Annotated in this window: 24 protein-coding genes; 12 read left to right on the top strand and 12 right to left on the bottom strand. The window is 40.3% G+C overall.

The window, feature by feature from the left end; translation table 11 throughout:
* Positions 1–277: 277 nt before the first annotated feature.
* Together F986_RS11355 and F986_RS11350 are read left to right on the top strand one after the other, a co-directional pair.
* The gene (locus F986_RS11355; RefSeq protein ID WP_004695200.1) at positions 278–1,384 is read left to right on the top strand and encodes an AAA family ATPase; all 1,107 of its coding nucleotides are present in this window, start codon (positions 278–280) and stop codon (positions 1,382–1,384) included.
* Positions 1,381–2,166 carry a hypothetical protein gene (locus F986_RS11350; protein WP_004695198.1) on the top strand — a complete coding sequence of 262 codons (786 nt, stop codon included), beginning with the start codon at positions 1,381–1,383 and terminating at the stop codon, positions 2,164–2,166. The genes F986_RS11355 and F986_RS11350 overlap by 4 nt, the downstream gene beginning before the upstream one ends.
* 24 nt (positions 2,167–2,190) lie before the next feature.
* Here F986_RS11350 and acnD read toward each other — a convergent pair whose 3' ends face one another.
* Entirely contained in the window at positions 2,191–4,815 is a 2,625-nt protein-coding gene (gene acnD, locus F986_RS11345; protein ID WP_004695196.1) for a Fe/S-dependent 2-methylisocitrate dehydratase AcnD, read from the bottom strand.
* Positions 4,816–5,076: 261 nt separating this feature from the next.
* On the opposite strand from acnD, the gene ygfZ reads away from it, so the two are divergent.
* Positions 5,077–5,799, top strand: a complete 723-nt coding sequence (ygfZ, locus tag F986_RS11340; protein ID WP_004695194.1) for a CAF17-like 4Fe-4S cluster assembly/insertion protein YgfZ — start codon at positions 5,077–5,079, stop codon at positions 5,797–5,799.
* 73 nt (positions 5,800–5,872) lie between these two features.
* Here ygfZ and F986_RS11335 read toward each other — a convergent pair whose 3' ends face one another.
* Entirely contained in the window at positions 5,873–7,063 is a 1,191-nt protein-coding gene (locus F986_RS11335) for a PQQ-dependent sugar dehydrogenase (RefSeq protein ID WP_004695193.1), read from the bottom strand.
* 341 nt (positions 7,064–7,404) lie between these two features.
* Positions 7,405–7,650: a hypothetical protein gene (locus F986_RS11330; protein WP_004695190.1), complete on the bottom strand. Its 246-nt coding sequence runs from the start codon at positions 7,648–7,650 to the stop codon at positions 7,405–7,407.
* Between the two features lie 293 nt (positions 7,651–7,943).
* On the opposite strand from F986_RS11330, the gene F986_RS11325 reads away from it, so the two are divergent.
* Positions 7,944–8,753: a tetratricopeptide repeat protein gene (locus F986_RS11325; protein ID WP_004695187.1), complete on the top strand. Its 810-nt coding sequence runs from the start codon at positions 7,944–7,946 to the stop codon at positions 8,751–8,753.
* A 41-nt stretch (positions 8,754–8,794) separates the two neighbouring features.
* Here the strand turns inward: F986_RS11325 and F986_RS11320 are convergent, their stop codons facing one another.
* The 3 genes from F986_RS11320 to F986_RS11310 all read right to left on the bottom strand — a co-directional run bounded on the left by F986_RS11320 (position 8,795) and on the right by F986_RS11310 (position 12,335).
* Positions 8,795–9,718 carry an AEC family transporter gene (locus F986_RS11320; RefSeq protein ID WP_004695185.1) on the bottom strand — a complete coding sequence of 308 codons (924 nt, stop codon included), beginning with the start codon at positions 9,716–9,718 and terminating at the stop codon, positions 8,795–8,797.
* A 109-nt stretch (positions 9,719–9,827) separates the two neighbouring features.
* Complete coding sequence (locus F986_RS11315) at positions 9,828–10,943, bottom strand: NADH:flavin oxidoreductase/NADH oxidase (protein WP_004695183.1); 1,116 nt, start codon at positions 10,941–10,943, stop codon at positions 9,828–9,830.
* A gap of 108 nt (positions 10,944–11,051) precedes the next feature.
* Positions 11,052–12,335 (bottom strand): carbohydrate porin, encoded by a 1,284-nt coding sequence (locus F986_RS11310; protein WP_004695180.1) that lies wholly within the window; start codon positions 12,333–12,335, stop codon positions 11,052–11,054.
* Positions 12,336–12,688: 353 nt separating this feature from the next.
* Between F986_RS11310 and mutM the strand changes: the two genes are divergently transcribed.
* Positions 12,689–13,543 (top strand): bifunctional DNA-formamidopyrimidine glycosylase/DNA-(apurinic or apyrimidinic site) lyase, encoded by an 855-nt coding sequence (mutM, locus tag F986_RS11305; RefSeq protein ID WP_004695179.1) that lies wholly within the window; start codon positions 12,689–12,691, stop codon positions 13,541–13,543.
* Positions 13,540–13,824 (top strand): peptidylprolyl isomerase, encoded by a 285-nt coding sequence (locus F986_RS11300; protein ID WP_004695176.1) that lies wholly within the window; start codon positions 13,540–13,542, stop codon positions 13,822–13,824. The genes mutM and F986_RS11300 overlap by 4 nt, the downstream gene beginning before the upstream one ends.
* Before the next feature lie 58 nt (positions 13,825–13,882).
* On the opposite strand, the gene F986_RS11295 is transcribed toward F986_RS11300, so the two are convergent.
* From F986_RS11295 to typA, 3 genes are all read right to left on the bottom strand, one after another.
* Positions 13,883–14,212: a gamma-glutamylcyclotransferase family protein gene (locus F986_RS11295; protein ID WP_004695175.1), complete on the bottom strand. Its 330-nt coding sequence runs from the start codon at positions 14,210–14,212 to the stop codon at positions 13,883–13,885.
* 126 nt (positions 14,213–14,338) lie between these two features.
* The gene (gene mscL / locus F986_RS11290) at positions 14,339–14,773 is read right to left on the bottom strand and encodes a large conductance mechanosensitive channel protein MscL (protein WP_004695171.1); all 435 of its coding nucleotides are present in this window, start codon (positions 14,771–14,773) and stop codon (positions 14,339–14,341) included.
* 201 nt (positions 14,774–14,974) lie between these two features.
* On the bottom strand, positions 14,975–16,813 hold the full coding sequence (gene typA, locus F986_RS11285; RefSeq protein ID WP_004695169.1) for a translational GTPase TypA: 1,839 nt from the start codon (positions 16,811–16,813) through the stop codon (positions 14,975–14,977).
* A 171-nt stretch (positions 16,814–16,984) separates the two neighbouring features.
* On the opposite strand from typA, the gene F986_RS11280 reads away from it, so the two are divergent.
* The 3 genes from F986_RS11280 to F986_RS11270 all read left to right on the top strand — a co-directional run bounded on the left by F986_RS11280 (position 16,985) and on the right by F986_RS11270 (position 20,921).
* Complete coding sequence (locus tag F986_RS11280) at positions 16,985–18,355, top strand: uracil-xanthine permease family protein (RefSeq protein WP_004695168.1); 1,371 nt, start codon at positions 16,985–16,987, stop codon at positions 18,353–18,355.
* 67 nt (positions 18,356–18,422) lie between these two features.
* Entirely contained in the window at positions 18,423–19,448 is a 1,026-nt protein-coding gene (locus tag F986_RS11275; RefSeq protein ID WP_004695165.1) for a class I SAM-dependent methyltransferase, read from the top strand.
* Between the two features lie 9 nt (positions 19,449–19,457).
* Complete coding sequence (locus F986_RS11270; protein WP_004695164.1) at positions 19,458–20,921, top strand: amino acid permease; 1,464 nt, start codon at positions 19,458–19,460, stop codon at positions 20,919–20,921.
* Between the two features lie 645 nt (positions 20,922–21,566).
* On the opposite strand, the gene omp38 is transcribed toward F986_RS11270, so the two are convergent.
* Positions 21,567–22,589: an outer membrane protein Omp38 gene (omp38, locus tag F986_RS11265; protein WP_004695159.1), complete on the bottom strand. Its 1,023-nt coding sequence runs from the start codon at positions 22,587–22,589 to the stop codon at positions 21,567–21,569.
* Between the two features lie 374 nt (positions 22,590–22,963).
* Here omp38 and F986_RS11260 point away from each other — a divergent pair, with 374 nt between their 5' ends.
* From F986_RS11260 to F986_RS11250, 3 genes are all read left to right on the top strand, one after another.
* A complete protein-coding gene (locus F986_RS11260; protein WP_004695157.1) occupies positions 22,964–23,488 on the top strand; it encodes a GspH/FimT family pseudopilin in 525 nt (174 codons plus the stop codon).
* A gap of 100 nt (positions 23,489–23,588) precedes the next feature.
* Positions 23,589–24,764: a thiolase family protein gene (locus F986_RS11255; RefSeq protein ID WP_004695156.1), complete on the top strand. Its 1,176-nt coding sequence runs from the start codon at positions 23,589–23,591 to the stop codon at positions 24,762–24,764.
* Positions 24,765–24,947: 183 nt separating this feature from the next.
* On the top strand, positions 24,948–25,400 hold the full coding sequence (locus tag F986_RS11250; RefSeq protein ID WP_004695154.1) for a VOC family protein: 453 nt from the start codon (positions 24,948–24,950) through the stop codon (positions 25,398–25,400).
* Between the two features lie 13 nt (positions 25,401–25,413).
* Here F986_RS11250 and F986_RS11245 read toward each other — a convergent pair whose 3' ends face one another.
* Together F986_RS11245 and F986_RS11240 are read right to left on the bottom strand one after the other, a co-directional pair.
* Positions 25,414–25,764: a DMT family transporter gene (locus F986_RS11245; RefSeq protein WP_004695152.1), complete on the bottom strand. Its 351-nt coding sequence runs from the start codon at positions 25,762–25,764 to the stop codon at positions 25,414–25,416.
* Positions 25,764–26,624: a hypothetical protein gene (locus F986_RS11240; protein ID WP_017396939.1), complete on the bottom strand. Its 861-nt coding sequence runs from the start codon at positions 26,622–26,624 to the stop codon at positions 25,764–25,766. Before F986_RS11240 ends, F986_RS11245 begins: the two co-directional genes overlap by 1 nt.
* Positions 26,625–26,721: the final 97 nt, after the last annotated feature.

Genomic DNA, 26,721 nt, shown 5'->3' with positions numbered 1-26,721 from the left:
TTTAGCTTATCCAAAACACTTCTTCCAACAAATAAAAAGCCCTATCTAATGACAGGGCTTGATTCAAAACAGTGGATAACTGTTTGCAGTGTGCCGCTTAGGCAATCTTGTTGTTAAATTGATGGCCAAGGCATTTGGGCGAAAGTCCATCTAAAAGATTCAATTTTACTCAAAGATTTCTTACGATTTGTACTATTTTGATATGCCGTATTTTTTTTACGGCAAAGTAATGCTACATTACAATATCTAGTTCCTATAAAATTTATGGTTGGCAACAATGCTTACTAAATTTACTGTACATAATTTTAGACGATTCGAAAAACCAATTACTCTTGATTGGAAAGCTGCGAATTACGAATTTAATCAAGAATGTATTAAAAAAAATTATGTAAAAACCGCTTTGATTTATGGTAAAAATGGTACAGGGAAAACTAATTTTGCTTGGGCAATCTTCGATATTGTATCTCACATTACTGATAATAACTGTAATGCTCTACCCAAAAATAATTACTTAAATGCAAACTCTGATATTGAATTTGCTACATTTGAATATGAATTTTTATTTGAAAATTCAGTTATCCACTATTCTTATAAAAAAAATAGCGATGCTATATTAATTTCTGAAAATTTAAAAATTGATAATATTGAATATATCAGCTCAAAAATTGGGTCACAATTTACATGCAATCTAAAAGGAACAGAAAATCTTAATAAAACCCTTGATAAAGATAACAAAATATCTGCTGTTAAATATATTTTTAATAACAGTCAATTAGATAGAAGAAACACTCAAAATAAAGCTTTTTCTCAGTTTATAGAGTTTATAAATGGCATGTTAATGTTCCGAACTCTTTTCGACTCATTCAGCTATATTGGCTATAAAAACGGATCAGATCATATTTATAGAGATATTTTAAAGAAAGGAAACCTTAAGGACTTTGAAGTATTTTTGAATGATTGTGAAATTCAATGCGAATTAGCAGAAACTTTCAGTGATAGTGAGCCTACCATAGGATTTAAGTTTAAAAATAAAATAATTCCTATCTCATCAATTGGCTCAACAGGTACAAAAAGCTTGGCTCTATTTTATTTTTGGTGGCAAGAAATTAGAGATGGGAAAATTAGTTTCTTATTCATCGATGAATTTGACTCGTCTTATCACTTCAAACTTTCACGCCAAATAGTAAAAAGACTAAAAGAAGTTAGTAGCCAAGTAGTTTTAACTACACACAATACCACGCTTTTAGATAATGATCTGATAAGACCTGACTGTGGCTTTAAAATTTCAGAGTCAGGAATAACGTCATTACATAACAGCACAAGTAAAGATATCAGATTGGCACACAACCTTGAAAAGATGTATCGAGCAGGAAGTTTTGAATGAGTACAGACATAATTCTATACTTAGTTGAAGGTCAAAAAGAAGTGTCTGTTACGAACCAACTGATTCAAACATTCAATGACAATAATAATTTCAAAATTTTACCTAATGGGAGGCATATAATTTATAGCACAACAATTTATGGATTATATAAAGAGATTGAAGAATATATTTCAAATGAATTAGATTTTGATTTGTTGCCAATTCTATTGCAAAAAGATATGAAGTTTGGCCCTTCTATTTTAAATGGGTTAGCTAGAGAAAATGTTTCTGAAATTTATTTACTATTTGACTTCGATCCACATGCCACTAATTTTTCTAAAGAAAAAATACAAACCTTATGTAGTTTCTTCGATAATGAAAATGAAAATGGAAAATTATTCATTAACTATCCAATGATAGAGGTTTTTAGACATTGCTATAAAATTACAAAAGCAAAATTTAATTTTTTTCAAGAAACCTGCCCTCTACCAATAAATGGGCTTTCTCGATACAAAAGTCACGTTTCAAGCCAGTTTCCAGAAATTGATAGAATGGACTGTCAGACCACAATGAAGATAGTAATTCTAAATACTATATTAAAGGCCAATAATTTATTAAATAACCAACTTATTTATCCAAGTAATAATACAGATATCACTCAAAAGGATTTACTTGAATACCAGTTAATACAAAATGAAAAATTTCATTTACTTAGTGGTATCCCTTTATTAATACTGCAATACCATCGTTATGAGAATCTAAAAAGTTTTCTAACCATAGAAAATACCCCTGCTTCTAAATAGCAAGGGTATTTCAAATAATTTTAATTAAGCTCTTAATTGCTCTTTATCTGACTGACTTTCTAAAAAGTCCTGCGCAAAACGTTGTAATACACCACCCGCTTCATATACAGACACTTCTTCTTCAGTATCTAGACGACATGTGACAGGCACTTCAACGATTTCACTCTTACCATCTTCCGTCGCACGCTCAATCACTAAAGTTAACGTCGAACGTGGCGCAATATTACCAATCACGCTATACAGCTCAGTACCATCTAGCTTCAAGGTTTTACGGTCAACACCCGATTTAAACTCAAGCGGTAACACGCCCATACCGACTAAGTTAGTACGGTGAATACGCTCAAAACCTTCTGCCACAATCGCTTCAACACCTGCAAGACGTACACCTTTTGCAGCCCAGTCACGGCTAGAACCCTGACCATAGTCTTTCCCTGCAATAATGATCAACGGTTGCTTACGGTTCATATAAGTTTCAATCGCTTCCCACATACGCATCACTTCGCCTTCAGGTTCAACACGTGCTTTCGAACCTTGCTTAATCGTACCGTCCGCACGAACCACCATTTCATTAAACAATTTCGGATTCGCAAACGTTGCACGTTGTGCAGTCAAGTGATCACCACGGTGCGTTGCATAGGAGTTAAAGTCTTCCTCAGGTACACCCATTTTGTGTAGGTACTCACCTGCTGCCGAATCCATCATAATTGCATTCGATGGAGACAAATGATCCGTCGTAATATTATCGGGCAAGATTGCAAGCGGACGCATATTTGCCAGTGTACGTGGCGCAGCCAAAGCCCCTTCCCAATATGGCGGACGGCGGATATAGGTACTTTGTGGACGCCAATCATATAATGGACTTGCCGCTTTCTCAGTGACACCCAAATCAAACATTGGAATATACACTTTACGGAACTGTTCTGGTTTCACCGCTTGTTTGACCAAAGCATCGATTTCTTCATCTGATGGCCAAATGTCTTTCAGGTAAATTGGATGACCCTCTTTGTCGTTTCCTAATGCATCTTTTTCAATGTCAAAACGAATGGTTCCTGCAATCGCATACGCAACAACCAGCGGAGGAGAAGCCAAGAACGCTTGTTTTGCATAAGGATGGATACGACCATCAAAGTTACGGTTACCTGAAAGTACTGCAGTTGCATACAAGTCACGGTCAATAATTTCTTGTTGTAGTTTAGGATCTAAAGCACCTGACATACCGTTACAGGTGGTGCATGCATACGCGACAATGCCAAAACCGAGTTTTTCCAAGTCATCCAATACGCCTGCTTCTTCAAGATAAAGCGCAGCTGCTTTCGAACCCGGTGCAAAAGACGATTTCACCCACGGTTTACGGGTTAAGCCCAATTCATTGGCTTTACGTGCCAATAAACCTGCTGCAACTGTGTTACGTGGGTTTGATGTATTGGTACAAGAAGTAATTGCAGCAATAATCACAGCACCATCAGGCATTAAACCATCGGTACGATTTTCAACAACACCTGCAATGCCTTTTTCTTTTAAATCAGCCGTAGAAACACGAGCATGTGGGTTTGATGGGCCTGCAATATTACGTGTTACTGTTGCAAGATCGAAGCGAAGTACACGTGGATATTCCGCTTGTTTCATATCTGATGCCCAAAGACCAATTTCTTTGGCATAATTTTCAACCAGTACAACTTGCTCGGCTTCACGACCTGTCAGGGTTAAATAATCAATCGTGTTTTGGTCAATATAGAACATTGCCGCAGTTGCGCCATATTCAGGTGTCATATTGGAAATCGTGGCACGATCCCCCACAGACATGCTGTCCGCACCTTCACCGAAGAACTCAAGGTACGCACCGACTACACGTTCTTTACGTAAGAATTCAGTCAATGCTAAAACGATATCGGTTGCAGTGATCCCCGCTTGACGTTGTCCAACAAATTCAACCCCGATAATGTCTGGAAGACGCATCCAAGAAGCACGACCGAGCATTACATTTTCAGCTTCTAAACCACCCACACCAATTGAGATCACACCGAGCGCATCGGTATGCGGCGTATGTGAGTCTGTACCGACGCAAGTATCTGGGAATGCTACGCCTTCACGACTTTGTACCACTGGAGACATTTTCTCCAAGTTGATTTGGTGCATGATGCCATTCCCCGCAGGAATCACATCAACATTTTCAAAAGCGGTCTTGGTCCATTCAATGAAGTGGAAACGGTCTTCATTACGACGGTCTTCAATAGCACGGTTTTTCTCAAACGCCTCTGGATCAAAACCACCGAATTCCACAGCTAAAGAGTGATCGACAATCAACTGAGTCGGCACCACAGGATTCACTTTCGATGGGTCACCGCCTTGGTCTGCAATCGCATCACGTAAACCAGCAAGGTCTACCAATGCCGTTTGTCCAAGAATGTCATGACAAACGACACGCGCTGGATACCAAGGGAAATCGTGATCTTGTTTTGAAAAAATCAGTTCTTTTAGTGACTGCTCCAAAATGGCAGGATCACAACGACGCACTAACTGTTCAGCCAATACTTTTGAAGTGTATGGAAGTTTTGCATAAGCGCCTGGCTGAATCTGTTCAACGGCTTCTCGCACATCAAAGTATTCTAGCTGGGTGCCTTGCAGTGGTTTGCGGTGATTATTGTTCATAGCGTTCCTGCCTTTGGTGTTTCATTTTTCTTCACTGTCTTTACGAGACAATTCATCTTTGTCTGCTAGGCATACTACACTGTCGAAAACCCATTCCCCAAATCGTTTATATTTCATAAGCTTAGATATAAAAACAGGGGTTTTTGAAATATTTAGTTACATTAACTTTTAAATATTTACTCTAAATATGATTTTTTCTGAAAAATAGCGGAAAATAGCCCTAATTCTTTAGTATTAGATTTTAAGGTAGGCGAGCAATTCATGAGCGATCTAGCTTTCTCCTCTTTCACTTTAATTGGTGTAGATGCACTCAAATTTTTACAAGGCCAAGTGACGGTCAACGTTGAAGCTTTGGCTGAAAATACAACGCAATATACCGCCATTTGTGACTTGAAAGGCCGTATCCACTTTGGTTTGTGGCTGACAAAACGTAACCCTGAACATTTTGAAATTGTCACCACTCAAGACCAGTCGGAAGAATTTGCTAAGCACATTAAAAAGTTTGGTGCTTTCTCTAAAATGAAACTTGAACCTACGGGTTCAGTTTTTCCAACCTTCACGCAAGACCGTACCACCTTCTCTGCTGAGCCTACCGATATTGCAGCATGGCAAGTACAAGCCATTACTCATGGTGAAGCGTATATCGACCAAGCCATTGAGCATGTGTTTCAACCTCAAGAGCTTCGTTTACACCAACGTGAAGGCGTGCACTATGACAAAGGATGTTACTTGGGTCAGGAAGTGATTGCACGTTTATGGTTTAAAGCCAAACCCAAAGCATGGTTGCATTTAATTCAGGGTACAGGCAGTGCGCCTGCACAAGCTGAACAGTTGAATAAAGGTATTCAAGTCGTGAATAGCGCTGCGATTGATGGCGGTTATGTCGCGTTGGTGGTGGCACGTCCTGAGTCTTTGAGTGAACTGGATGTGACAGTTTTAGACTTACCAGAACGCTTAAATGGTGATGTGGCACGACCGCAGTAAGTCTTTAAATTTTATGCTGTTATGATAAATGAGCCTCTAAAACTTATTCTTAGTTTTGGGGGCTTTTTTTAACTTAGAGCGATGAGGGATCTTTCTTCCTCACATAGTAAATCACACCACCCTTATCGTCTGAAAAATAAAATGAATTTGCATCTATACGGTAAATATCCGCAGGTCGACCATACACATTTTTACCCACTAAAAAACCATCCATAAAGTTCTGTAATTTTTGCCCTTTTCGCATAATCACAATTTTATAACCATGACCAATCGTGGCATCCGTAGAACCATGTAAAGCCACTAAAAAAGAATTTTTAATGGTGTCATCCGTATTTGGATCATCAAAATAGTCAAATCCTAGTGCAGATGAATGCGCAGGAAAATAAGCGTAAGGAGATGGTACATTTTTACATCCTGCTGGACGTTTAAATTTTGGGTCTGCAAAAATTTTACCATTCGACGAATAGCAAGATGGCCAACCATAATCTGCATCACTCTTGAGTGCATAAAAAGTTTCGTCAGGTTTGTGTTTACCCAGATGGTCTGCACCTTGATTGGTGGCAAATAAAAATTTACCCACCCATTTCAAACCGACGGCATTGCGTAAGCCTTTGGCGAAAATCTTTTGTTCCGAACCATCGGGATTCATTTCTAAAACTGTTGCTCGAACTTTTTCTTTCTCGGCACAAGCATTACAACTTGAGCCGACTGAAACATAAATTTTACCGTTCCCACCTACTGCAATGGTTCGTGTTAAATGCCAGCCACCATATTTATAACTTAAACCATAATCAGGAAAAGTCGCTAAAACTTCAGCTTTAGCCGTGGGTTTTATTTCACCTTGGGTGAATTTTCGTCGGGTGAGCTGATGCGTTTCAGCCAAATATAACCAGTCTTGCCCTGAAGAATCGGTATAAAATTGAACTGAATTTGGATTTTTCAGACCTGTCATATAAGGAATAATTTTGCCGAATTTACCAGTTTCAGCATTCCATTCATCCAAAATATAAACGATGCCTTTTTTATTGTCGGTCAAATCGTGCATGTCCGTTACAAACATTCTACCGTTAGGTGCTTTGCTAAAAAAACGAACGCGTTTTAAGCCCTCAGCTGCAGGAATGATGTCGTAATTTACTGGAAGATTGAGAGAAAAACGCTTCCCATCTTTCAAGTTGATTTGATGAGGCACAAGATTTGGCTGCCCCGCTAAAACTGCCATTGAACTAATTAAACATATGAATAAGATTGAGAATACTTTTATCATTTTAGAGGCGTCTCGATTCATCTTGTGAAAAGTAACCTTCTTTTTTATAGGATATAACTTGAATGATGAGTGCATAATCAAACGCTTTTGCTAGAAAAACGTATAGGCTCTTCTATACAAACTATTATTTTATATTATCTTTTAGCCTGACCACTGCAAGTATCTTTGCAGTGTGTAAAGACATTCACACTCGTTCTTCAGGTATAAACAAAACATAAAAAAATTATTGCTTTAGAACTCTATACCAAGCATCAGTACTTGGGTAAAAGGCTCATCCAAGGACTTAAACTATTTTTAGAGCCTTATTTAATAGTTCACTCATTTACAATGAATATTAAACATTAAAAATCATGAAACAGTTTATTCATGTCTTTGCAGAGATAGTCTTTAAATGAAAAATCTCGTGCATGTTTAGCATCAAATTTTGCGGTCACACCATCTTTTTCAAAGATATATACACGGTCATCTTTGCTCACTAAAAACTCACCACCCAATTTCATCAATAAGGCATCAATTTTTTCGCCATCTGGAATCGACTCATCGGCCAAAACTTTTAAATAATTTCGCTTAATTGACTTAATAAACATGCTGAACTCACTACTCATTTTCAGCGCTATTTAAACAGAATCTAAGCCAGAATCCTAATAAATCCCGAAGCTCATCAGCTACAAATACCAATAACACGTTTCAGACGTTTCCACTGCACAGCACGCGGTTTGTATTGGAAAAAGATATACCGATCAACACAATCAACGGAAATTTGTAAGACCAAGACACAATTCAGATATTTACATTCACACAATTCAACTTATGATGTGAAATGACTCAAAACAAATACACACATAGATGGACTTATGTGTAAGAAAAAGGTTTATAAAACATGAAGAAAATCGTACTTGCAAGCTTAATTGCACTCACTGGCCAGCTTGCACTTGCAGCCACCACTCAAGATACCATTAACCCCGAATTTGCCAAGATAGAGGAAATGGTCAAAGCCAACAATATGACGGGGGCATATCAGGCTTTAGAAAAACTGGCAAAGTCTGGCAACTCACAAGCCATGTATAACTTGGCTTATTTGACTCAGACTGGCCAAGGCACAACGAAGAATGAGAAGAAAGCCATTCAGCTCTATCAAGATGCTGCAAACAAAGGCTACCCTGTTGCGCATTATGTGCTTGCGAAAAACTATGTCACTGGTACTTTAGGCTTGCCTCAAGACATTAACAAAGCCAAACAACACTTTGAAGCCGCGTCTAAATTAGGCTTTGATGATGCAACCGTTGAATATGCCGTGCTGTTATTTTCCGAAAATAAACCAGAGTCTGAAAAGTTAGCCCTTAAGAAACTTGAGCCTTTGGTGAAAAAAGGCAACTATCAAGCCATTCATGCACAAGCCCTGTATGACATCAGCACAGGCTTTAAAAACAAACAAGAAGCACCCATTCAAAAAGGTCTCAACAGCATTCAAGACTTAGCCAAAAAAGGTTACATTCCTGCCCTGATGGCCGTAGGCAATATGTTTGCCAATGGCAATATCATTCCGCAGAACTTGCCTGAAGCGAAGAAAATTTTCACCGCTTTAGCTAAACAAAATGTACCGCAAGCCAAAGAATCTTTGGCGATGGTTGATAAAATGATTGCCGATCAAGCTAAAGCCCCTGCTGCAACAGCTGCGGTCAAAAAATAAATCTCTTCTTCCAAAAAATACTCTCAAGCGAGAGTATTTTTTTACCACCAAAGACCAATCAAGACACTGACCACCACAAAACTCAATAACGTGCTGATCATCAATGGAGTGAGTGCTTTTTCATTCAATCCATACACTTGCCCAAAAATTCCAAATAGAGACGGCATTGGTAAAGCCGCAATCAAGGTCCCTGCATAAATCATCTTTGGGTCCAATTCAGTCAAATAGGTCAGCCCTAAATAAACCAAGAGTGGCATACAAATATTTTTAGACACCACCAGATAAACCGTTTGCAGGTTAAAAGACTGAATAGTGAGCCCCACCATTCCCCCACCAATAATAAAGAGCGCTAAAGGTGCAGCAGTCTGACCTAGCATCGCAAATACTTGGTCGATTAAATGTGGAATTTGAAGTTCGAAAATCGCACAACTCATGCCAAGCATTACCGACAAGAACAGTGGATTTTTGAGTAGCGTGAGAAATGTAGTTTTTAAAATGGAGGCTAAATTGGCTTGCCTTTGTCGCCCTATTTCTGCCAGAGTGAGCATCAGCGGTACAAGAAATACACTTTCAATGATCACCACCAATGAAATGTAAATCATCGCTTCGCTTCCCATCAGAAGTGTCAAAATTGCTGCTCCCAATAACCCCGTATTGGACATGGATGCACCCAGTGAAAACACTGCAGCATGGGTAAAGTGATTTTTAAACAGCTTTTGACCTAAAATAAAAGCCGTAATAAATAAGCCAAAGGTCACAGCTGCATAAACATAAAAATAAGAGGGATACCAAATTTCATGCAAATCTTTTGAAGCTAAGGCGTGCAACAATAAAGCAGGTAACGCAATTTTGATGACAAAAGCACTGATTGCAGTCATTTGCTCTTTAGCGAGCAACTGGATTTTGACAGAGGCAAAACCGAAAAAGAGCAGGAAAAAAACTGGAAAAATTACCGAAAAAATCATTCAAGTTGTTCCTTTTCCAGATGATGTAAGTAAAGACCTATCCTAGAATACACCTTTACTCAGTTGAAATATTTTAAAAGACCAATGGCAAAGCCAAATGCTTATGCGATTAGAATGCAGAAAACAAATCTTTGATCCCGTGTGGCTGACACCGTAAATACTGCGGTGCAATAGAGACTTTTCCACCCAGTTCTGCAGCGGCATGCCACGGCCATCGTGGGTCATACAACATGGCGCGCGCCAGACCAATTGCATCGGCTTCTTGCGCTTCTAAAATATGTTCAGCCTGCTTAGCTTCTGTAATCAAGCCCACCGCAATGACTGGAATTTTCACCGCTTGTTTCACTGCATGGGCAAAAGGCACTTGATACTTGGCCTTAATCTGAATGTCTTGTTCCACATGCAAGCCACCACTTGAAACATGAATATAAGCCGCACCGAGTTGCTCCAACGCTTTCGATAGCCCCACTGTTGAATCAATATCCCAACTTTCTGTTGCGGTCGACTCCATCCAATCGGTCGCAGATAAACGTATACCAACAGGATAGTTTTCAGGAACAGCTTGTTTAATGGCTTGGAAGACTTCTAAGGTAAATCGAATACGATTTTCAAAACTTCCACCATATTCATCGGTACGTCGGTTCGAAAGGGGTGACATGAACTGATGCAACAAATAACCATGGGCTGCATGTAGCTCAATCAGCTCAAAACCTGCATCTACTGCACGTACAGCGGCGCTAGCAAAGTCATCAATGATGTCTTGCATCTCCTGCACACTCAAAGCATGTGGTGCGTGCTCTTCGGGCTTAAAGGGGACATCACTGGCAGACACCGTTTGCCAACCATGCGGTTCATTCGGTTTGATTTGACCTTTTCCCGACCAAGGACGATCGGTCGATGCTTTACGCCCCGCATGTGCCAGTTGAATGGCAAAAGGCATTGGTGAAAGTGTTTTGACTTTTTGAAGCAAGGCCTTCATTTGTGCACGTTGCAAATCATTCCACAGTCCTAAATCCGCAAAACTGATCCGTCCTACCGCTTGTACGGCTGTCGCTTCAACAATACATAAGCCCGCACCTGACAATGCATAATTGGCCCATTGTTGCTCATGCCAATAGCTCAGCTCACCCGCATCATTGGCTGAGTATTGGCACATCGGTGCAATCACGATTTTATTTGTTAAGTTTAGATCCCCAAATTGAATGGGTTGAAATAATAATGGCATCACCGCTCTCCCTGTACTCACTATGATCTATAACAAATAAAGTGCCTTGCATTCAACGCTAAAAGTGCAAATCTGCTGTCAAACCTTTGCACTTTTATGGCTATCCATTTAGAAAATAATGCGGCTTCCGAGCCCCAAGACCAGTGCATTATCCACCACATGGCTTGAACCTGAGTTGATCACATACTGAATGTTGGGACGTAACATTAACCACGGCGTAGCGTTATAGCTATAGTTCAATTCAATATTGTATTCTGCGCTCGCATCATACTGTTCTTCTTTACCCGCAGTAAATCGCTCATTCAGATGTACACGATTCACTCCAAAACCTAAAATATCCGTTGGATGCTGCTTAAATACCCCAATATATTTCAGCCCCACTTGTTGTGAGTTGTCTACTTTATTGGTGATGCGGTCATGCCATGTAAAGTTGGCAAAACTATGCAAACCTTGGCGCCCTGCACCCGTTGAAGTCAGTTGCTGTTCGATGGCAATCCATCCTGCAAATGTCCGATCTTCGCCAACCACACCTTTGCCATAAGCCACGTCATATTGGTTATTCGGATCATCTGCGGTGTTATAAATCCCACCAACCCGATAACTCCCCGCCAAACCATTGAACAGTGCTTTTGGTGTCCAAATCACTTCTACTGGAATAGTCACACCGTCGGCATGCTCTGTGTCTAGGCTCCAACCTTGTCCTTCGGCTTTTCCATTGCCATTATCTGGATTGAATTCATAAACACCCACTTGAGTTGTCACTTCAGGAGTCACTTGATATTTAATGCGACCGCCCCATTGTGAAACCGGCGTATTCATCCAGATATTGCCCTGCCATTTCCCCATTTGCGCGGCACAAAAGGCATTACTAACAAAATCACAGGCCATCACATCAAAATCAGAACCCAAACCCAGTCGCCCAACTTTGACACTGAGCCCTTGTTCTTTAAAACGCTTTTCAATCGAAAGCTCAGATAAACGGCTGTCTTGGTTTCCACGGCCATAGGTGGCTTGCACATTGGCTAATTGCGGTGCAGAAGGATCTTGCAAATCTCGAATTGAGGTACTTTGTCCTTGACGCGCAGTCGCAACAAAACGAACAGTGACCCCTTCCCAGCCCGCTAGCTTTTCTAAATCAAATTGTGTTCCTAGCCAAAACTGCGAAGCAGTACTTGGGCTTGCACCTGCATTGCGACCGCCATCCGCCAAATAGTTGGTGTCTATTAAAGCATTGGCTTCAAACTTAATGCCTTTTTGCGCCAATTCAGTTCGTTTTCCCTGCCAGTCACCAAACAAATACTGACCATGTGCATCCAACATCTGCTCCGCATGACTCACTGTTGCCCAGGCACACATTGCTGTTGCAAATAAAGAGAAAGAAAACTGTCGCATAAAACCTAAGCCCCAAACTAAAATGAAGAACAATCCATTTCATTTAAATGAAAAATTTAATGAAAAGTACATAATTTTTAAACAAAGATCTCAGCAAATTTTTTATCATTAAGTCAAAAAAAAGTTATCAATATCATCCACAGCTATAAATAGAAGATTGGATTTGGGTGATTCATGGCAGTTTTCACACGATTCGAGAACGCAATTTAAAGAGGATAATTCCTGATCACAGCAAGCAATCCCGCAGTTTAGCTTTCTAAAAATGTGCTAAAGCCAAGCCTCTCGCTGAAATCACTTGCAATCTTACGTGTACACCGCAATATTAGCCTCAAGTTTTATCAGCTCATGTTGCCATGCCAGAATTACCCGAAGTTGAAACCACCAAAGCCAGTTTAGCGCCGTTATTAGATCAACAAGTACTCAGTATTGAAGTTCGCCAGTCGAGCCTGCGCTGGCCAATTCCCACCGATCTCAGCAAACTGGTGGGACAGCGTTTAATTCAACTCAAACGCCGTTCTAAATACATTTTGGCCGTTTTTGAACAAGACACGATGCTTTGGCATTTGGGCATGTCAGGGAGTTTCCGTATTTGTGAGGTGGGTGAGACGCTGCGTAAACACGATCATTTGATTATTCATTTTGAAGATGTCGAACTACGCTACCATGACCCGCGCCGCTTCGGCTGTATTTTATGGCTGGATGAATATTCGCAAACCAAGTTAATCGATACACTTGGGCCTGAACCACTGAGTGCTGATTTTAACGCTGAATATTTAAGTCAAAAGTTGAAAAACAAACAGGTCGGCATAAAAGTTGCAATCATGGATAATCATGTAGTGGTTGGTGTCGGAAATATCTATGCCACAGAGAGTTTGTTTAATTTGGGCATACACCCTGCGCAAGTGGCGTCTAGTTTAACACCCAGCCAAATTGAAAAATTGGTGGTCGAGATTAAACGTATTTTGCAGCAGGCCATAGATTTAGGTGGTTCTACCCTGCGGGACTATTCCAATGCGATGGGTGAAAATGGTTACTTTCAACAAACCTTATTGGCTTATGGTCGAGCAGGTGAAATGTGTGTGAACTGCGAGACTACGCTTGAAAACATCAAACTGGGACAGCGTGCTTCTGTGTTTTGTCCCGAATGCCAACCGCTGAAAAAAGTGCAATCTAAGCCCAAAGCCACAGTTCGAGGAAAAACCAAATGAAAACTGCTATTGTTCGTCATATTTTGGTCAAAGACAAAGACCTCGCTGAACAACTGAAAAAGAAAATCCACGATGGTGCCGATTTCGCCAAAATTGCCAAGCAGTATTCCACCTGTAATTCAGCTAAACGCGGTGGTGAACTGGGTGAAGTCAAAAAAGGCCAACTGGTGCCTGTGATTGATAAATTGGTCTTTAGCGCAGCTGAAAAAGTACTACATGGCCCCATCAAGAGCCAATTTGGTTTTCATTTACTAGAAATTAAATTCCGTATGGATTTTTAAAAGTTTGCGCGGTATGTGATGTGTTTGAGTCTAAGCACATCACAAACACCGTATTTGATTAAGCCTCTTTCATCTCATATGTCCAAGCATCAACACGTTCGCCAAATTCTAGCATCCCTTGCACACTCACCCGTTGATACTGTATCCCTTCAAATTCATCCAACGCATCCCAATGTTCGGTTAATTTTTCACTGCTAAAAAAATATCCTTCAACTGCTGCTGCTTGCGGATCTAAGACGATGGCGAATAAGCCTTTGTCGGGTCCCCAATCCAAAATATGTACCACGCCATGCACATAGCCTTTTTGCCATGTCCCACCTATGTGCTCTAAAAGATGGGCATTTTCATGATTTGGACGAAGTGTCCCATAGACAAATAATTGGTTCATTCGGCATCCCCATAGCTATTCAATCAGCGCGCATCATAAAGTCAAAATTGTACAAAAACCAGTCTTTGGATAAGTCTCAGACATAAAAAACGGCACTTGATGTGCCGTTTTATTTTAACCATTCGATTACTGACGTTTTTTCAATTCATCACGAATTTCACGTAGCAACTCGATATCTTCTGGCGTTGCTGCTGGTTCTGGCGCTGCTTCTTCTTGTTTACGGCGCATACGATTAATCATTTTCACCATTAAGAACACCACCCATGCCAAAATGATGAAGTTAATTAAAATCGTAAGGAAGTTACCATAAGTCAGGACGTTCACCCCAGCTTTGGTTAACTCATCTAAAGACTGTAAATTGTTTGGGTTATCCCCTAAAACAAAGAATTTCTGTGTGAAATCTACACCACCACCAGTCACAACCGTGATCAATGGCATGATGATGTCTTTCACCAATGAATCGACAATTTTACCAAATGCACCACCGATGATTACACCGACAGCCAAATCAATCATGTTGCCTTTTACCGCAAATTCGCGGAACTCTTGAACAATACTCATCTAAATCTCCAGTTATTTTTTGACTTTAATTTATGTGACGAAGTATACATTAATTTTATAGCTTCATTTCCATGTAATTTACTCGGAAATCATCTGCTTTTATATATTGGTTTGCTAATTTTAAACAAAAAAATGCCATCAATAAATTGATGGCATTTTTAAATGTCACGGCCCCGCATAGGGCAACATCATTTTTAAAACTTATTTACCAGAACGGTTACGTTTACGTTCGTTTTCAGTCAAGTAACGCTTACGGATACGGATTGACTTAGGTGTTACTTCAACTAATTCATCATCTTCAATGAATTCAAGCGCTTGTTCAAGCGTATATTCAACAGCAGGAACAAGAGTCAACGCATCATCAGTACCAGAAGCACGTACGTTTGTTAACTGTTTTGCTTTAGTTGGGTTAACTGTCATGTCATCTGAACGAGAGTTAATACCAATGATCATACCTTCGTAAACTTCTAACTGAGGTTTAGCAAATAGACGACCACGGTCCTGCAATGTGAACAATGCATAGCCCAGGCAAGTACCTTGAACCATAGAAATCAACACACCGTTTTGACGTTTCGCAACAGTACCTTGTTTCATTGGACCGTAGTGCGAGAAGCTTGAAGTCATGATTCCTGTACCAGAAGTCATGGTCAAGAATTCTGAACGGAAACCAATTAAGCCACGTGAAGGAACAGTTGCTTCAATACGGATACGGCCTTTACCGTCAACTTCCATATTCGTCATTTCGCCTTTACGGTGACCCATTTGTTCCATTACAGAACCTTGGTGCTGTTCTTCAACGTCAAATGTTACGTTTTCGTATGGCTCTTGCTTTTCGCCATCAACTTCTTTCAAGATTACTTGTGGACGAGATACGCCCATCTCGAAGCCTTCACGACGCATGTTTTCAATAAGAACTGAAAGGTGAAGTTCACCACGACCAGATACTTTGAAACGGTCTGGACTGTCAGTGTCTTCAACACGTAACGCTACGTTATGAATCAATTCGCGGTCTAAACGCTCACGGATGTTACGTGAAGTTACGAATTTACCTTCTTTACCAGCAAACGGTGAGTTGTTTACTTGGAAAGTCATCGTTACTGTAGGTTCATCTACAGACAATGGTGGTAAAGCTTCAACATTTTTCGGATCACAAATTGTGTCAGAGATATGAAGCTCATCAATACCTGTGATACATACGATATCGCCTGCTTGAGCAGAATCAACATCAACACGTTCTAAACCGTGGTAACCCATGATTTTTAAGATACGACCATTACGAGTCTTACCTTCTTTATCAATTACAGTAACTTGAGTGTTCAGACCAACTGAACCACGTTGAATACGACCAACACCAATAACACCTACGAAGCTGTTATAGTCAAGTGAAGAAATCTGCATTTGGAATGGACCATCAACATCAACTGCTGGTGGCTCAACAATGTCTACGATGGTTTGGAACAATGGAGTCATATCTTCAGCAAGTTCTTCTGGAGATGGACCAGCAACACCACGAAGACCTGAAGCGTAAACAACTGGGAAGTCTAACTGTTCGTCAGAACCACCAAGGTTATCAAACAAATCAAATACTTGGTCAATAACCCAATCTGGACGCGCGCTTGGCTTGTCGACTTTGTTGATAATTACGATTGGCTTCAAACCACGTGCGAACGCTTTTTGCGTTACGAAACGAGTTTGTGGCATTGGGCCTTCTTGAGAGTCAACAAGAAGAAGTACACAGTCAACCATCGACATTACACGTTCAACTTCACCACCGAAGTCCGCGTGCCCTGGGGTGTCGACGATGTTAATACGGTATTCTGTATTCGTACGTGCATCTAACCATTTGATTGCAGTGTTTTTTGCAAGAATGGTAATACCACGTTCACTTTCAATCGCGCCGGAATCCATGACACGCTCAATCTCGCCTGCACGATCGCCAAGTGCACCTGATTGCTGTAAAAGTTTGTCTACTAGAGTGGTTTTACCGTGGTCAACGTGCGCAATGATGGCAATGTTGCGGAGAGTTTTGATATCTGACATGTAAATTCGATACGCCTAAAGTTTGAGGGCAAATTATACAGAAAAATAATAGAATTTAGTAGTGACAGTTTATTGACAGACTCATTTTTTTTGATAAGTAGTGTGTAATTAATTTTGTAAAGCTGTGTAAAGCGATTAGAATAGCGCCACCTTGCTAACACCCTTTGACATATGTCTGATCAAAATCTCTCTCCCAATCAAACAGATCAACTCGATTTGGTCTATGGTTTAAACGACCGCCCTCGCCCAATCATTGCTTTTCTTGCTGCCTTTCAACATCTCCTTGCAATTATTGTCCCAATTGTTACTCCAGGCTTACTCATCTGCCTAGCGCTTGGTGTGTCGAAAGAAGACACCAACATGATTTTATCCATGTCTTTGGTCATTTCAGGGATTGCAACCTTCTTACAATGTAAAAAAGTTGGACCTTTTGGTGCAGGCTTATTGATTGTTCAGGGCACCAGTTTTAACTTTATCGGCCCGATTATTGGAATCGGCTCTGCCATGGTTGCTGCAGGTACTCCAGTAGAATCCGTCATGGCTGCAATTTTTGGTGTGGTAATCGCAGGTTCATTTATTGAAATGGGCGTGTCACGTATTCTGCCTTGGGTGAAAATGCTCATTACCCCATTGGTAACAGGCATTGTGGTGTTATTGATTGGTTTGACCCTCATTAAAGAAGGTCTGATCAGCATGGGTGGTGGCTATCAAGCCATGTCAAACAATACCTTTGCCAATGCAGACAACCTAATCATGTCGTGTACGGTTTTAGGCTTAATTATCTTGCTGAATCGCATCCGTATTACATGGGTAAAAAGTTCTGCTATCTTAATTGCCTTAATTGCAGGGTACACTCTTGCAGGCTTTATGGGGCATCTGGATTTTTCAGGTTTAAAAGATGCGCCTTTAGTACAAGTTCCGACGCCAATGCATTTTGGACTCAGCTTCTCTTGGAGCTTGTTTATTCCAATGGCCTTCATCTATTTAGTGACGTCTTTAGAAGCAATTGGTGATATCACCGCGACTTCAAAACTTTCCAACCAGCCTGTGGATGGTGCCACTTGGATGGAACGTATTAAAGGCGGTGTCTTGGTGAATGGTGCAAACTCTTTCCTTGCTGGTATTTTCAACACCTTTCCTAGTTCAGTCTTTGCGCAAAACAATGGTGTAATTCAACTTACTGGCGTTGCGAGCCGTTATGTCGGCATCTGGATTGCCGCATTATTAGTGATTCTAGGTTTACTCCCTGCTGTTGCAGGTGTGATTCAGGCGGTCCCTCAAGCTGTTTTAGGTGGCGCTGTAATGGTGATGTTTGGAGCTGTAGCAGCTTCTGGAATTAACATTCTGTCAGGTATTCATCTTGACCGCCGCGCACTACTGATTATTGCCATTTCATTGGCACTCGGCTTGGGTGTTGCACAAGTTCCACAAATTTTGGAACACTTACCTGAATTATTCCGTAACATCTTTAGCTCGGGTGTTGCGACAGGTGGTATTGCAGCCTTGTTATTAAATATTATTCTTCCTGAAACGAAGAAATAATTGTTCATTTCAGTATGCACTTTGCCCAGCACTGTCTGGGCATCGTTTTTACAATGGAGTATATAAAATGGATCCACGAAGTGAAGTTGTTCTTCGCCAGCAGGAATTTCTCTCTGGTTCAGTTTTACTGGTCAATGCACCGTGTGACGAATTAAACACACAGCTGATTGCTGCTGTAGAGCCACATTTTTGGACATGGAATTTTAACGAATTACAATATTTCCAAAACCAACAAAGTGATGTGCATTTTGGTACAGATTTGCCTGATGTCGCTTTTGATCAAGCCATCGTATTTGTTCCAAAGTCAAAAGAACTACTCAATTATGTCCTACACCAACTGGTGAGTCGCTTGGCCGTAGGCGCATCGATCTTTTTAGTTGGTGAAAAGAAAGGCGGTGTAGAACGCGCCTCTAAACAGCTGCAACCTTTTGGTAAAACCCTCAAATTAGACAGCGCTCGACATTGTCAAATGTGGCAGTTAATCACCGAAAAAACCGTAACCGCAAAACCTTTGGCCGATTGGGCTCAACTCTATACAGTGCCAACCCCGAAAGGTGAATTACAGATTTGTGCATTACCGGGTGTATTTAGTCAAAATCGTCTAGACGTGGGCACAGCAGTGTTATTGCCTCACCTTTCACAGGTCACTTCTGGAAAAATTGCAGACTTTGGCTGTGGTGCAGGCGTGATCAGTGCTTATTTGGCCAAGTTAAATCCGAAAAATCGCATTTTTGCACTGGATGTCGATGCCTTTGCACTCGCTTCAACAAAAATGACTTTTGAGAAAAATAACCTTTTACCAGAACAACTTGAGATTAAAGCGGTACACGGAATTGAGGATGCTCCTCTGTTTTTACACGCAATCGTCAGCAATCCCCCATTCCATCAAGGCATTCATACAGATTACAATGCCAGCGAAAATTTATGCAAAACATCCCGTCGCCATCTTAAATCGGATGGCGAGTTGTGGATTGTTGCCAACCGCTTTCTGAATTATCCATTACTCATTGAGCAAAGTTTTGGCCAATGTACAACCAAAGCCGATCAACAAGGCTTTAAAGTGCTGTTTGCCAGCACACAAAAGAAATCTTAAGGAATAATGATGAGCGAAACGACTCAACCAGCTCAACTCAAGCGTAAGCTTGGAGCTCGCCATCTGAATATGATCGCCATTGGTGGTTCAATTGGTACAGGTTTATTCCTTGCCTCAGGTGCAACCATTGCAAATGCTGGCCCTGGCGGGGCGTTATTGGCCTACTGCTTAATTGGTGTGATGATTTACTTTCTCATGACCAGTCTGGGTGAGTTGGCAACACACAACCCAACATCCGGTGCATTTTTCACCTATGGCACCAAGTATGTTGAAGGCGGTTTTGGTTTCGCCCTTGGCTGGAACTATTGGTATAACTGGGCCATTACGGTTGCATTTGAATTGGTTGCAGTTCAATTCATCATGAAATTCTGGTTTCCCGACCTGCCCGGTTTCTACTGGAGTACTCTCTTCTTAGCTGTTGTCTTTGGGATCAATGCACTGACAGTCAAAGGCTTTGGTGAAAGTGAATTCTTCTTCTCCTTGGTCAAAGTCCTTGCCATCATTGTATTTATCATCATTGGTATTTTCATGATTGCTAAAATCATGATGACGCCTGGTGTCGCAACTTTTGCCAACTGGACCAAAGGTGAAGCGCCCTTCGTTGGTGGCTTATCTGCACTGATTGGTGTAGCGATGATTGCAGGGTTCTCGTTTCAAGGTACCGAAATGGTCGGTGTTGCTGCAGGTGAATCGAAAGATCCGCAAAAGACGATTCCGATTGCCATCAAACAGATTTTTTGGCGTATTCTACTGTTTTATGTGGTGTGTATTTTCATTATCGGCACGCTCATTTCATATGATGATCCACTTCTGCTACAAGCAGCTTCATCAGAGAATATTGCACTCTCTCCATTTACCTTACTCTATGAAAAAGCGGGTTTTGCCTTTGCAGCCAGCGTGATGAATGCCGTGATTTTAACCGCGATTCTATCGGCAGGTAACTCTGGGATGTATTCATCAACGCGTATGCTGTTCAATATGGCTCAAAATGGCAGTGCACCTAAAGCATTTGCCAAATTAGACCCTCGCGGCGTACCTATGAATGCGCTTTATGCGACAACAGCAATTGCTGCACTTTGCTTCTTAACCACCTTCATTGGTGAAGAACAAGTTTTCAACTGGTTGCTTAACATGTCGGGTATGTGTGGCTTTATTGTTTGGTTAGGGATTGCTGTTTCACACTATCGTTTCCGTAAAGGCTATGTTGCCCAAGGGCATAAGGTTGAAGACTTAGCTTATCGTGCAAAATTCTTCCCATTTGCTCCGTGGTTCGCCTTTATCCTGTGTGCGATTGTTGTTTTAGGTCAAAACTACCAAGCAGTGCTTGATGGCGAATGGCTCTCTGTGTTATCGACCTATATTGGTATTTTCTTATTCTTGGCGATTTGGCTAGGCTATAAATGGAAATACAAAACCAAACTGGTTTCTTACCAAGAAATGGATGTCAGTCCAATGAGTCCTGATCGCGAATAAAATCCTTTCATAATAAAAGACAGCCTTCGGGCTGTTTTTTATTATCATTTATCCATTTGCTAAAGCCGTAAAGCATAAATTAATAACGCAATTTTCAATAAGACAGTTCAATTATTGACTTCACATAAAAGCGATACCTATGACTCGGATCCATCCTAAACTTAGTTAATATTCTGCAACCAGCATCCGCTCACTTATACGATTAACAATTTACATATCTAGGTTGTAAAAATTTAGCCTCTCAATTCGCACAGCAATAACTAAATGTTACGGTTCATTGAGTACTGATCTCTATCAAATTCCTAGCCCCTAAATATCAAGCCAGAAACATTATCTCGCTGGCAAACAAATCTTTATAAAAATAAATATAAATATCAATTCATTCTAAAGGCAAAAGTTATGATCGATGTCGTGAAGCATGAGTGAATAAAATCTACTCTTCATTCTTCTTATATTCATCCTCTAAAATGAAATACTTCTAACTGTGTCTTATGTCCTATGCGTAAATAACCATGACCAACGTAAGCCTTAAAGACTTTTACATTGAGCTTGAGTTTATTTTCAACGATGTGAGTTAACATAAATTTCATTATTTTAGACATAAAAAAACGACTCCGAAGAGTCGTTTTTTAGTTAAAACTCAGATTATTGAGCTTGAACTGTACGGCTGCCAGAAATTGTCGCGAATACACGACGGTTCATAGCACGACCTTCTTTAGTGTTGTTGTCAGCAATCGGTTGGTCCCAAGCGAAACCTTGAGTAGACAAACGAGCTGGGTCAACGTTGTATTCGTTTACTAGAGACGATTTAACAGAGTTAGCACGAGCTAAAGATAAACGTTCGTTCAATGCACGTGGACCAGTGTTGTCTGTGTGACCTTCGATGCGAGCAGTAGCGTTTGGATATTCAACTAACTTCTCAGCAACTTTAGCGATTTCTGGCTTGTATTGGTCTTTGATGTTTGATTTGTTTGTATCAAAGAACACACGAAGTTCCATGTTAAGGTCTTCAGTTAACTCTTGTGGTTGAACTGGAGCAACTGGCTCAACTGGAGCAACTGCTACTACTGGAGCAGCAGGTTTCAAGTGACCGCCAAGAACTACGTTAAGACCAGCAAGTGCTGTGTAGTTCCAGAAATCTTCATCGATGTTGTAAGTAGCACGAGCTTCAGTACGTAGAGATAAAGCATCGTTCAAGCGCCAGAAAGCACCGAAACCAGCATTACCTAAAGTACCTTCTTCTTTAAGGCCACGACCAGCACGACCTAGATCGTTATCAAACTCGTATTTGTAGTGACCAGCACCTAAAAGTACATATGGCTTGATTTTGCTGTCGTAGTTTTTAGTAATCAAGTCAGAAGTAGCATAGAAATTACCGTTGATTTGCGTTTGCTTGTATTCAGCATTCGCTTGGTCAACCATGTCACCTTTAACTTGGTTGTATTCCACTTCAAAACCTAACCAAGGAGTAAGCTCTACACCAAGTGCAGCACCAACAAATAGGTCATCATTCATTTGAGCTGAATCAGTCAAATGATCACCACCATTATTATGTTGAGTGTCTTGCCAAGTGTAACCAAGCATTAATGGAGTAACAGTTACGCCCGCGTTTGCAGCAGCTAAAGGAGCAGCTACGAGCATTGCTAATGCAATACGACTCATTTTCATGGATTTATCCTCCAGAGATAACAATTGTTTTTCAAGCTTAAGCTTAAAATTATTTAACCATTCTGAGATAGGCTTTTTTATACCCCAGTTTTATTTTTAAGCTATTCGCAATGAATCATACAAACACTTTATTTTTTTTCCAAGTGCTTGATAACTTTAATCAAGTAAATTATTGACAAAATTACTTACAATTTCCGTTGTAATTCGGTAATTTTTTACTCAATTTTTACTTGCGAATAGCTTATTTTCACTTGTATTACATTTTAACAGCTTTTTAAACAAGTTGAGTACTACTAATTATGTATAAAATTTGTTTGATAAACAAAGCTTTAATAAATAAAAAATAGCCCACAACAATAAAACTGGATAACCATATGTTTTTTATCAATAAAAAAGGGTTCACCTTATTTGAACTCATGATCACTATTAGCATTATTATGATCATTTGTACAATCGCGCTTCCTCACTTTCATCAGTATATGGCCTCACAAGAGCGCAGCAAAACACTGAATACATTACGAAATAGTATTCAGGCAGCCAAAAACATGGCCAACCTGCAACGTCAAAATATCACCATTTGTCCAAGTCAAGACCTCGTTCAATGCCAAAATCATCAATGGAACACAGGTTTTATTGTATTTATCGATAATAATAAAAACCGACGAGTAGATACCAATGAAACGATTATTCGGACAGAACAACAGCAGCTCAAATATGGCAATCTTGATTGGCGTGGCACACTCAACCTTCCATCATTAAGCTTTAAAGCTGAAAATGGCCTCCCCCTTGGCTCAAATGGAACCTTCTATTACTGCTCTATACAAAGTCAGGATCACTTTAAACTGGTCATGAGCAAAATGGGGCAGATCCGAACAGAACTCATCAATACTTGTAACTAGACCCATGAGTCCATAATCACGTTTTCAGCTTTTCTCGCTAGCAAATTTGCATATACTGCTTAAGTTTCCAACAAAACGCATAAGTGATTCGGAGAAGAAAATGACAGACATCGTGATTGTAAATGGTGCTCGTACGGCAATGGGCGGTTTTCAAGGCAGTTTAGCCAGTGTAACCGCTCCAGAACTCGGTGCTGTGACGATTAAAGAAGCGATTGCTCGTGCTGGCCTACACGCAAACGATGTAGAAGAAGTAATCATGGGCTGTGTTCTACCTGCAGGATTAAAGCAAGGTCCAGCACGTCAAGCTATGCGCCAAGCAGGTTTACCTGATTCAACAGGTGCCGTGACCATCAATAAATTATGTGGTTCTGGCATGAAAGCGGTAATGCAAGCTGCGGATATGATCAAAGCAGGTTCGGCAAATATCGTGGTTGCAGGTGGCATGGAGTCGATGACCAATGCACCTTATATTTTAACCAAAGCACGCGCCGGCTACCGTATGGGGCATGGCGATGTCAAAGACCACATGTTCCTTGATGGCTTAGAAGATGCAGAAACAGGTCGATTGATGGGTTCTTTTGCACAAGATATGGCCAATACCCGTGGCTATACGCGTGAGCAAATGGATGCATTCGCGATTCGCTCTTTGGAACGTGCACAAACAGCGGTCAACGGAGGTTACTTTGCCGATGAAATCGTGCCTGTGACAGTATCAACCCGTAAAGGTGATGTTGTCGTTGATAAAGATGAACAACCGTTTAACGCCAATATTGCAAAAATTCCAAGCCTTCGCCCTGCTTTTGCTAAAGACGGCACCATCACTGCGGCAAATGCAAGCTCAATCTCGGATGGCGCATCCGCACTGGTTTTAACGTCAGCAGAAAATGCATCAAACAAAGGTTTAGCACCATTAGCCAAAATTGTAGCTTATGCATCGAACTCACAACATCCATCAGAGTTTACCATTGCACCAGTCGGTGCAATTGAAAAAGTACTTAAGAAAACAGGTTGGAATGCACAGGACGTAGATCTTTGGGAAATCAATGAAGCTTTTGCGATGGTAACTATGTGTCCAATCGATGACTTCAAACTTGATCCTGCAAAAGTGAACATCAATGGTGGAGCTTGCGCACTGGGTCACCCTGTCGGTTCAACCGGTTCTCGTATTATCCTCACTTTAATTCATGCGCTTAAACGTACGGGTGGTAAAAAAGGGATTGCAGCACTATGCATCGGCGGTGGTGAAGCGACTGCTGTAGCGATTGAATTACTTTAAGATGCAAGTAAGCCTCTTTTATTGACATATTTTATACAATAAAAGATTGGATGATTAGCTGATATAAAAGCGATATTTATGAAAACCCCTCGACTGCGAGGGGTTTTTTATTACAAGATTGTATTAGGGTCGATCTCAACGACTTGTTAAAATAACGACGAAAAAAACAACAAGGATAAGACAATGCAACTGAATCACTACCTCAACTTTGATGGTCAATCTGAAGCCGCTTTTAATTTTTACAAATCTGTCTTTGGTGGAGAGTTTGCAACGTTCATGCGTTATGGAGATTTACCTTCTGATGAAAGTTCAGTCGCCCTTTCTGAAGCTGACCAACAAAAAATCATGCATGTTTCACTTCCCATCAATGCCAGCACGATTCTGATGGCTTCGGATACCAATGATCAGTTTTGCGCCCAAAGCAATACTGTCTTTACTGTAGGCAACAACCACTATATTTCGATTAACTTAGATGCCCATGAACAAGCTGATGCAAAACGCTTATTTGATGCGCTTTCAGTCAATGGAAAAATAGAGATGCCTCTAGAGAAAACCTTTTGGGGTGCACTCTATGGTGCATTTACCGATCAATTTGGAGTGAAGTGGATGGTAAATTGTCAATTAGAAGAAGGATAAAAGCGTCTTCTTTTTAAACATCAATATTTGAAAATTGCGCAATAATAGTGAGCCCCACGGTAATAAAACCAATACCGAGCCATCCAGCCAAATCAATGTCCTGTCCTAAGAATGTTTTAGCAAGGAGTGCTGTGGCGATGACACCAATGCCAGACCACAGCACATATAAAATTCCCGCTTGCATAAATTTCAAGGCATAGGCTGCACACGCAAAAGAAATCATATAAAGCACCAGTGCAATTCCTTGATCCAATTTATTGACCAAGCCATTACCTTTTGCGGAATAAAAAGTCGAAAGCACATCCGTAGCAATAGCAATAAGTAGCCAAATGACACCGGGATTAATTTTTGTAACTAAGGACATCACAAATTATTACTCTTTGCTATTTCTAATAAGTTTTCCAATGTAGGAGATACTCTAAAACCTATATGAGGCTGCTGAAGGATAGCTGTGAATAGCATTTTAGACAATTCACTTTCAGGTAGCTGTCTAATTCTATTGTATAGCTTTAAATCCCATTGTTCCGCAATAGCGCGCTCACCTTGGTTTCGGCATGAAGTAACAACCATATTCATAGCATGTTTCTTTGCATATTCTCCTGATTGATAAGCCCTTGTACTATTTGCTACCGCTCTAAAAATTATATTAAAAACTTGCCCCACTGAAAAATTTTCAAGTAGCTTACTAAAGGTTGTCTTTGTTACCTCACCAATACTTGGCTCATACCCCACATCATTCATTTGATGCAAAAAATAACTTAATACTTCGTAGAAAGCTAAGTCTTTCCAAATATCCAATAATGTCTCATAGCTTTCATGTACATCTATTTCTAAATATAATAAACGCTCTATAAGTAAACTAAATTTGTCATTCGCATTAATATTGAGCACATATTTAACATCATAAGTATAGTAACTGTTTGGCTTATTATTTTCATCGAATACAAAAGCATCGATATCTGAATCAGTTGATGGGACTAAAATTTTATTTTTTATTAAATGCTTAATAATTTTAGTTGTTAATTCTTGATGTGGAGTAACAGGTTCTAGGCTGGAACCAATTGGGTTTATATATTGGCCATCTTCAGATAAACAGCACCTTAAAATCGTACATAGAAAAATTTTTTCTTTGATACTTAGACTATCCTCTTCAATTTTTTCATACCTTTCAAAACCATACTCTTTTTCAATGGCTTCCTTTTTTAGTTTTATATCATTTTTCATTTTAATTTCAGTTTGGACTTCTTCTTTTCTTCTAATTGCAATACACGCAGAACACGGACAATTATAGATATAAGGTTTATGTCCACAATTCCAGCAC

Source organism: Acinetobacter johnsonii CIP 64.6 (assembly GCF_000368045.1).
Classification (GTDB): domain Bacteria; phylum Pseudomonadota; class Gammaproteobacteria; order Pseudomonadales; family Moraxellaceae; genus Acinetobacter; species Acinetobacter johnsonii.
This window is presented reverse-complemented; position numbering and strand designations above follow the sequence as displayed.

Excerpts from the sequence above, each read along its gene's own strand:
- F986_RS11310 (WP_004695180.1), bottom strand. The coding sequence starts at position 12,335 with ATGCGACAGTTTTCTTTCTCTTTATTTGCAACAGCAATGTGTGCCTGG.
- F986_RS11280 (WP_004695168.1), top strand. The coding sequence starts at position 16,985 with ATGTCTGATCAAAATCTCTCTCCCAATCAAACAGATCAACTCGATTTG.
- F986_RS11250 (WP_004695154.1), top strand. The coding sequence starts at position 24,948 with ATGCAACTGAATCACTACCTCAACTTTGATGGTCAATCTGAAGCCGCT.
- F986_RS11270 (WP_004695164.1), top strand. The coding sequence starts at position 19,458 with ATGAGCGAAACGACTCAACCAGCTCAACTCAAGCGTAAGCTTGGAGCT.
- F986_RS11320 (WP_004695185.1), bottom strand. The coding sequence starts at position 9,718 with ATGATTTTTTCGGTAATTTTTCCAGTTTTTTTCCTGCTCTTTTTCGGT.
- F986_RS11260 (WP_004695157.1), top strand. The coding sequence starts at position 22,964 with ATGTTTTTTATCAATAAAAAAGGGTTCACCTTATTTGAACTCATGATC.
- omp38 (WP_004695159.1), bottom strand. The coding sequence starts at position 22,589 with ATGAAAATGAGTCGTATTGCATTAGCAATGCTCGTAGCTGCTCCTTTA.
- F986_RS11335 (WP_004695193.1), bottom strand. The coding sequence starts at position 7,063 with ATGATAAAAGTATTCTCAATCTTATTCATATGTTTAATTAGTTCAATG.
- F986_RS11300 (WP_004695176.1), top strand. The coding sequence starts at position 13,540 with ATGAAAACTGCTATTGTTCGTCATATTTTGGTCAAAGACAAAGACCTC.
- acnD (WP_004695196.1), bottom strand. The coding sequence starts at position 4,815 with ATGAACAATAATCACCGCAAACCACTGCAAGGCACCCAGCTAGAATAC.
- F986_RS11240 (WP_017396939.1), bottom strand. The coding sequence starts at position 26,624 with ATGAAAAATGATATAAAACTAAAAAAGGAAGCCATTGAAAAAGAGTAT.
- mutM (WP_004695179.1), top strand. The coding sequence starts at position 12,689 with ATGCCAGAATTACCCGAAGTTGAAACCACCAAAGCCAGTTTAGCGCCG.
- F986_RS11325 (WP_004695187.1), top strand. The coding sequence starts at position 7,944 with ATGAAGAAAATCGTACTTGCAAGCTTAATTGCACTCACTGGCCAGCTT.
- F986_RS11255 (WP_004695156.1), top strand. The coding sequence starts at position 23,589 with ATGACAGACATCGTGATTGTAAATGGTGCTCGTACGGCAATGGGCGGT.
- typA (WP_004695169.1), bottom strand. The coding sequence starts at position 16,813 with ATGTCAGATATCAAAACTCTCCGCAACATTGCCATCATTGCGCACGTT.
- F986_RS11315 (WP_004695183.1), bottom strand. The coding sequence starts at position 10,943 with ATGCCATTATTATTTCAACCCATTCAATTTGGGGATCTAAACTTAACA.
- ygfZ (WP_004695194.1), top strand. The coding sequence starts at position 5,077 with ATGAGCGATCTAGCTTTCTCCTCTTTCACTTTAATTGGTGTAGATGCA.
- F986_RS11245 (WP_004695152.1), bottom strand. The coding sequence starts at position 25,764 with ATGTCCTTAGTTACAAAAATTAATCCCGGTGTCATTTGGCTACTTATT.
- F986_RS11355 (WP_004695200.1), top strand. The coding sequence starts at position 278 with ATGCTTACTAAATTTACTGTACATAATTTTAGACGATTCGAAAAACCA.
- mscL (WP_004695171.1), bottom strand. The coding sequence starts at position 14,773 with ATGAGTATTGTTCAAGAGTTCCGCGAATTTGCGGTAAAAGGCAACATG.
- F986_RS11350 (WP_004695198.1), top strand. The coding sequence starts at position 1,381 with ATGAGTACAGACATAATTCTATACTTAGTTGAAGGTCAAAAAGAAGTG.
- F986_RS11295 (WP_004695175.1), bottom strand. The coding sequence starts at position 14,212 with ATGAACCAATTATTTGTCTATGGGACACTTCGTCCAAATCATGAAAAT.
- F986_RS11330 (WP_004695190.1), bottom strand. The coding sequence starts at position 7,650 with ATGTTTATTAAGTCAATTAAGCGAAATTATTTAAAAGTTTTGGCCGAT.
- F986_RS11275 (WP_004695165.1), top strand. The coding sequence starts at position 18,423 with ATGGATCCACGAAGTGAAGTTGTTCTTCGCCAGCAGGAATTTCTCTCT.